Here is a 6,722-nt window from a genome sequence, read left to right as displayed (position 1 = left end):
GGACGCTGTCACGCCCGTCAGCCGAGACATAGACGGGGAACAGGTAAGCGACTTCCTGGCTTCCAAGCCCTGCCAGGGGGAAGACACTGAAAGTAATATCCAACGCATCTCTACCCGGTTCACGCTCCACACGGCTGTTTGAATAATCCCAACGCGAGGTACCTGACGTTGATAAAATGTCCTGGGCGGAAGAAAACAAGGGAAACATTCCCAGGCAGCCCATGATAAGGATTTGCTTCTTGTTAATATGGTAAGGTTTCATTGATATACATTTTTAGCATGATAGAATAAAAAATTGTGTCCCCGGATTCAGGGAGTTATTTCAACATGTAAATAATTGAAATGGCGGCCCTGGTGGGACCTATGTAGTCCGCATCCCCCTTGCCCAGCTTCTGCCCGCAGGTGGTACACCTGTACTTGTCATAACGGGCGTGCACGTAACCGATACCCAAGGAGGCCTCGATATTGAAACGGTTGGAAAGCACCCACTGGTAACCGGCGCTCAACCCGCCTCCCCAGAAATAACCCTCGTAACGGTGGTCCTTCATGTTTCTGTCCCCTTTCTGAAGCACGAAGGGGACATCGACACCTCCGATATTCATCTGGCCGCCATGGGCATGCAACCCGAAGAACCAGCCGTTGAAAACGTCACAGGTCCAATAACGGAGCTCCGGCTGGACAAGCCAGTGACTGAACTTCTTTGCCTTGTACCGGGAAGACGTGGCGTCCCGCGTGTAGAAAAAGAAATTCATACCCACCTGTGTGTCAAGGGTCCATTTACGCCCCATGGAGAACTCCAAGGAGAGGTTGGGAGTTTTCAAGGCATCGTAGGCCAGATTGTTCTTCAAGGCGACCTTTTGAGAGAAGGCACCAGCCGAACAAAGCAAAAACACCAGAAGAAAAAACGGTTTCATCATACTGTTATTCATTGTTTCGTTACTTTATTTTATAAAAGGACAAGCCAAAGTTATCCTTATGTAATAATCATTAATAAAAATGCAGCTTCCCGGAAAAGACTCCAGAATCTTTCTTGCACGTATAGAGTGGACGGCCGGAAACTCCTGCCCACACCAGAAGGACCTGCAGGGACGCAACCCGCCCACGAGACTTAAAAGTCTTTCAGCCGATCCGGCGAAAGCCGAATAGAGGACACCGTCCCGAGTATGCAGGTAAATCGAATCCCTGTTGGACCATTCCATGTTGAATATCTCATGACTCATTCGCATAATGTAAACCTTTATTCGATGACTTTCTTATTTTCCACTCTCTCCCGTAGAGAGTGGAAAATTTTTCAAAATCCGCTCTGGAAAGCGGTTATAGATGCCAAAAAGAAATAAAAGATGAAACATGGACAGATTTTATCATATAACTAACTGAAAATAAGATTACTAATATTTTCATTAGGCAACAAAAACAGAAACAATGGAACTTTTTTATTTGAACGAGCACACGTCTTGTTATAATTACTCAAAATCTATGCAGGAGGGATTCCGGTATTATAAATTTGACGAAGGATTGAACCACGAGGAGGAATTGGTAAAAGATTGTATCCTGTTCGTACTCAAGGGAAGTCTGCAATTCTCCTGCAACGGTTTTCAGTTCACTGTTTCATCAGGAGAGATGGTCTTTTTTTGCCGTGACAGCCTGTTTAACACCCAATCACTGGAAAAATGTGAAGTCGTGGCTGCCCTGTTCGAGGGGGGAGTATGGCCCTGTCAAAGGGCCTCCTTTTCAGAGTTATACCACCTGAGGGAAATTGTCGAATATCGTATGGAACCTCTTGAAATCAGGGATCGGTTATGCAAATTTCTTGAACTACTGGTGTCTTATCTGGAAGATGGAGCGAACTGTATCCATTTTCACGAAATAAAACTCAAGGAACTTTTCTGGAACATTCGCTTTTACTATTCCAGACAGGAACTTGCGAATTTTTTCTATATGATTATAGGCCGTTCGCAAGACTTCAAAAATAAGGTCTTGAACAATTACAAAAGTTGCAGGACCGTAAAAGAACTCGCATCGGCCTGTGATATCTCCCTTTCCGCCTTCAAAAGACAGTTTTCCGCGGAGTTTGGAGAGGCTCCAGCCGAATGGATGCAGAAACAGTTGTTGGGAGAAATCAAATACAAACTTTCAGTTACAGACCTGCCGTTGGGAACCATTGCCAATGAACTGGAGTTTTCCTCTCTTGCACACTTCTCCAGATTTTGCAAAAGATGTCTGGGATGTTCTCCCAGAGAGTTAAGACAGCAGATAAAAGGCGGTTAAACAATCTCTGAATGGGGGAGATAAGAAATTGATAAATAATAGAGCCAAAACGGAAACAGCCAACAAAATTATTGTCTTTAAATTTGCAGCGTAATCCAAATAAAAAAAGGATTACGCTATTTTTTTAACACATGCTGTAAGTTTTTTTGATTTTCCACTCTCTACGGGAGAGAGTGAAGAAACAGGAACAAATATACGTATATTGTGATAATATACTATAATTAAAGTGAAAAAAAATCTTAGATAATAGAATTTAACTAATGTAGAAAAATATTATTATTCCATTAAATCATCTGTTTACCCAACAGATGCCGGTCCAAAACGTAGATACCATAACATGTAAATCCCTCTCGTAGCCATCTTTCAATTGAAGACGGTATAAGATAAATTAGCTAAATAAGGTGTTCCTTTTTTTCCTGTATAATCCCGCCACGTGCACCAAGGCGGGATTTACAGAAACATCCGGGAATGGTAAAATTATCGGTGGTAAAAGCCTCTTTGGGAGTGGTTAACCGCCGTCCATCGTCCAGACGGGAACTGAAGAATTTGAGCTGATATCTTTCGCGGTCGGGCCCGGTCAATCATCCACCGCTAAAATGAAGTCAGCCACTTGATTATTAACCGCATCCAGTGCGGAATGATCCAGTTCTTTCAGATAGATTCGGGTCGTTTTTTCCGACGTATGCCCCAGACACTCACCAATAACATGAACCGAGGCACCGTTCACCTTGGCTATCGTGGCCCATGAATGGCGGGCCGCGTGAAGTCTCAGCGGGAATTCCAAACCAATGACCCGGGAAATCTTTCCCAGGGAGTAACGAATCCTATGGTAGGCACTTCTATAACCAGCGTACGGATCCCGTTCTGTCGGAAACAACGGGAAGATGTATTCTCCCGGTACATTCTTGTATCTTTCCAGGATACGACTGATCTCCTTGTTTATACCTACCCGCATCAATTGATCGGTCTTGTGACGCCTGTAACAGATTTCACCCGGGAAAACATGCCTCTTTTTTAGCAATGCAATATCGACGAATGACATTCCACGCGTGTAAAAGCTGAACATGAAAATGTCCCGGGCAAGAGATAATGGGCTGTCCTTTTCCAGTTCAATTGCGGATAGTGTTTTAATCACAACCGGATCAAGGGAGCGTTTGAGAGTTTTTTCCGTTTTAATGCTTATATCGCGAAATGGGCAAGGAAGTTCCAGGCCCATCTCCCGACATCCCTTCCTGAAAAGAGCCTTGATATTATGCAGATAAAAACCAATGGTGTTATCGCATATACCCGAAGCGAGTAGTTTCCCCTGGTAGTCGGAAATGATCCGGGAAGAGAGTTTTATGAAAGGAAAATCCTTTTTTCCCAGGTACCTCTGCATGGAACGCAGGCTGGAGGCGTATGCCCGGGCTGTTCCCTCATGACCGCATTCACGAAGCTCTCGGATTTTCCGTGAAAAATAGAAATAAAAACCGGCTTCGCGGGTTAACACGCCGTAAGTCCTGAATACGTCCTCTATTTCGTATTCCCGGGATTTCTTCTCTATCATTGAAATACACTTTAACAGTACCCTTGAGATACTTTCGCACCTGTTGTTGATCCTCCGAATCGACTCCGGGGTGTTTTCCCCGCCGTCGATAACCCTCCCTTTTACGGGATCAAACAGGGTATCCGGGATGCTGAATCCTGTATAAACAACCTTTTTCCTTCGCTTGTGAAGAACCTGCACGACTAACGGGAATTTGCCGGACCGGTTGCTCCTTCCTTTTACCAATACTGTTTTAACTGTTGCCATAAGTTTTTTATTAGTTAGACATTTGACGCTTCCTTGTTTCCTGGAAAGGAAGCATAAACTTATATGCATCAAATCGGAAAAAGACCAAAAAAGTTCAGTAACCAAGCGGGAAAATTGCACGAAAGACGGGAAGTCGGTTCCAGACCCGTCGGTAAGGGAACGGTACGTCTTGTATGTATAGGATTTTTTTCAACTTGCCAAACATGAAAAATGGAACAGGGTGAGATGGTAAAGCATGTCCCAATACATCCCCAAGTAAACCACGGGGATTAAGCATGGCAGATGGGATTTTTTCGCTGCACAAGACAAAAAAGGCGGCCCCACCTGCCGCCTGTAGATTGATAAAGAGAGAATTCCATCCTACGCAAGATGATCAAAGCCATATGGATCCAGCTTCCACATCCCCCGCCTGGTAGGTATAGGAGATGAACTCCTCAAGCGCCTCCTTCCATGTAAGACTGAAGGTTTTCATGATGGAGTGTAGCGTGCGGTTGCTGTCTTCATCCAGGCTATCCTCCCCGATCAGGTTCACATCTGCCTCCGGGTCCACATCAACAAACTCCTCGCGGCTCCAAAACACCACTACCGGGATGCTCAGGTTAATATCCCATGTTCCACGCTGGATCAATACCCCGGAGGGCTTGTAGAACGGGTCAAAGCCGTTTGTCTGCGGGTTCTTTTTAGAATTGTAGCCGTGATACAGGCGGAGTTTCAGGTCAAACTCCTTGCGGTCCTTCAGGAACCGGATAACTCCTTTTAATCCTACCGGGTTAGTGCCTCCCGTAATTTCCGCCTCGTTGTCATGTTTGGTCTTGTCCCAGGGCGTGGTATCCACATAGAGATAATCCACCAGTGCCTCCGGATCATTGTCGTCAGCTTCCGGTTTCCCGTCAAAGGTAGGTCTCACGTTCTCCGGGGTGAAGAAATGCTGGTGGATATTCTCCTGCCCGTTCTCCACGAACTGGCCGTTCATTAACTCTCCTTTGGAATTGTAGTAATAGATAAACATCAGGTAAACCGGGGCCGGGGTAAAGTTGTTTCCATTTTTATATTCGCCGTTTTTCTGAACGTAAAACTTGCCCTGGCTTCCTTCAGCAAGGGTCCATCCACTGCCGGTCTTCAGTTCATAAGTGATCTCCTGGACACGTTTCATATACCTGGCCGGGGATTCCGGATTTTGGTGGGGACCTCCGGCCTTCTGTATCTCGTTCCAGTCAGCGTGCAGGTGGCATTCAACGAGGCGGACGGTCATTTTTGCCGGGTCCTCATGCAGTTTGTTCTTCGTCTCGTCTTCTGGTATTACAGGATCCTTGCTGCAAGAGTTCAGCGACAGGACAAGGGACACTCCTACCAGAAGTGCCCACACGGTTTTACATGCAATTGTTCTCATTTTTCTTTTTATTTATTAGTGTTGATTATAATTGTTATAAATTAAAAAATCCAGTTTACACCGCAACGCACATCACGTCCCATATCATGCGCATAGTAACGCGAGCGGTTGGTGTATTCCTTATACTCACGGTTCAGGAGGTTGTCTGCCGACAGCATGAACCGGACCTGGTGTCCCCGTTTCACGGGAAGTTCAAGACCGGCATCGAACCCGAGGAGATGGTACGCCGGGGGAGTATACGGGATAAGATCCGTGTCCGGATCAAACCGCCTCTGTTTTGCGGTGAAACGGTGCCTGATGTTCAGACGCAGCCTGAGATGCGATTTCGTCTCGTGGATCCACGCAAGTTCATGGCTGAAACGGAAGGAGGGAATATAAGGAAGATAATTACCCTTTGTCCGTTCGTTTGCCCGTATAAAGGAGACGACGGCATGGTAGTCCCATGAACCGTCCGGAGTGAAACGCAGGTCAAAGTCCATACCGCGGAAGAAAGCCGGGGTCTGCTTGTACTGGAAGACCGGGTATGCCCCCGAAATCACGGTGACTGTCTCTTTCTCCGGCCCGTCATAGATATAGCCGTCCACCCATTGCAGGTAACCGTCCAGACAGACGCTGAACATCCCGTCGCCGTAACGGAGGGAAGATATCCATTTGTAGCTTCTTTCCGAGTGCATCGCAGAGTCTCCCCTGACAAACATCCCAGACCCGAGCTCGTTCCCGTTGCTGTACAGTTCATACACGTGAGGGGCACGCCAAGCCAGACCGAAGTTGGAGGTGAGCCTCCAGCGTCTGGAAAGTTGATAGTGTCCTCCCAGGCTGTAGGACACGTTGTTAAACTTTCTTGTCCCGCCATAGGGGCTTCCCGTCCAGTCATAACCACTGGCACGGGTTTCCTGCATATCCAGGCGGAGGCCTGCTTCAACGCCTCCCCTGGCCAGGTGATATTTCCCGATTCCGTATATCCCTGCCTGTGTCTCCGTGTAGTTCGGGATAACGGGCACGAATCCGGTACCCGCGCGGCTGTGGTTCTCGATGAACATGACCTGACCTCCCGCCTCGACCTGCCAGGAGCGGTAATCCCGCTTCCAGCGCAGAAGATGCTGGAATGAATTCAGGTGCAGGGAAACCGCCGGAATGTTAGAATCCAGCCGCCGGACACGGTTTTCCTGCCTATCGTCCTTCTGCCAGGTACTCTGCCAGTGAATACTCCCCCCCTTCTTCATGCCGAGCCGCATCCTGCCGAATGCGATCTGATGGGTGACCTCCTGGTAG

5 protein-coding genes and 1 pseudogene are annotated in these 6,722 nt (G+C 47.2%); 1 reads left to right on the top strand and 5 read right to left on the bottom strand.

The window, feature by feature from the left end:
• Positions 1 to 262: pseudogene (locus tag DW640_RS22775) on the bottom strand (hypothetical protein); the annotation flags it as partial.
• Positions 263 to 317: 55 nt separating this feature from the next.
• Positions 318 to 914, bottom strand: a complete 597-nt coding sequence (locus DW640_RS22770) for a DUF3575 domain-containing protein (RefSeq protein ID WP_370448863.1) — start codon at positions 912 to 914, stop codon at positions 318 to 320.
• 508 nt (positions 915 to 1,422) lie between these two features.
• Between DW640_RS22770 and DW640_RS22760 the strand changes: the two genes are divergently transcribed.
• Complete coding sequence (locus DW640_RS22760) at positions 1,423 to 2,268, top strand: AraC family transcriptional regulator (protein WP_032561868.1); 846 nt, start codon at positions 1,423 to 1,425, stop codon at positions 2,266 to 2,268.
• A 577-nt stretch (positions 2,269 to 2,845) separates the two neighbouring features.
• Here the strand turns inward: DW640_RS22760 and DW640_RS22750 are convergent.
• From DW640_RS22750 to DW640_RS22740, 3 genes are all read right to left on the bottom strand, one after another.
• Complete coding sequence (locus DW640_RS22750; protein WP_117578987.1) at positions 2,846 to 4,060, bottom strand: site-specific integrase; 1,215 nt, start codon at positions 4,058 to 4,060, stop codon at positions 2,846 to 2,848.
• Positions 4,061 to 4,433: 373 nt separating this feature from the next.
• Positions 4,434 to 5,450 carry a hypothetical protein gene (locus tag DW640_RS22745; protein WP_032561872.1) on the bottom strand — a complete coding sequence of 339 codons (1,017 nt, stop codon included), beginning with the start codon at positions 5,448 to 5,450 and terminating at the stop codon, positions 4,434 to 4,436.
• 41 nt (positions 5,451 to 5,491) lie between these two features.
• Positions 5,492 to 6,722, bottom strand: a 1,231-nt coding sequence (locus DW640_RS22740; protein ID WP_117578986.1) for a TonB-dependent receptor, incomplete at its 5' end; no start/stop codon positions are given.

This window comes from Bacteroides sp. AM23-12, assembly GCF_003434395.1.
In the GTDB taxonomy this organism is placed as follows: Bacteria; Bacteroidota; Bacteroidia; order Bacteroidales; family Bacteroidaceae; genus Bacteroides; species Bacteroides thetaiotaomicron.
Note: the sequence above shows the minus strand (reverse complement) of the source record. Positions and strands in the feature narration are given on the sequence as shown.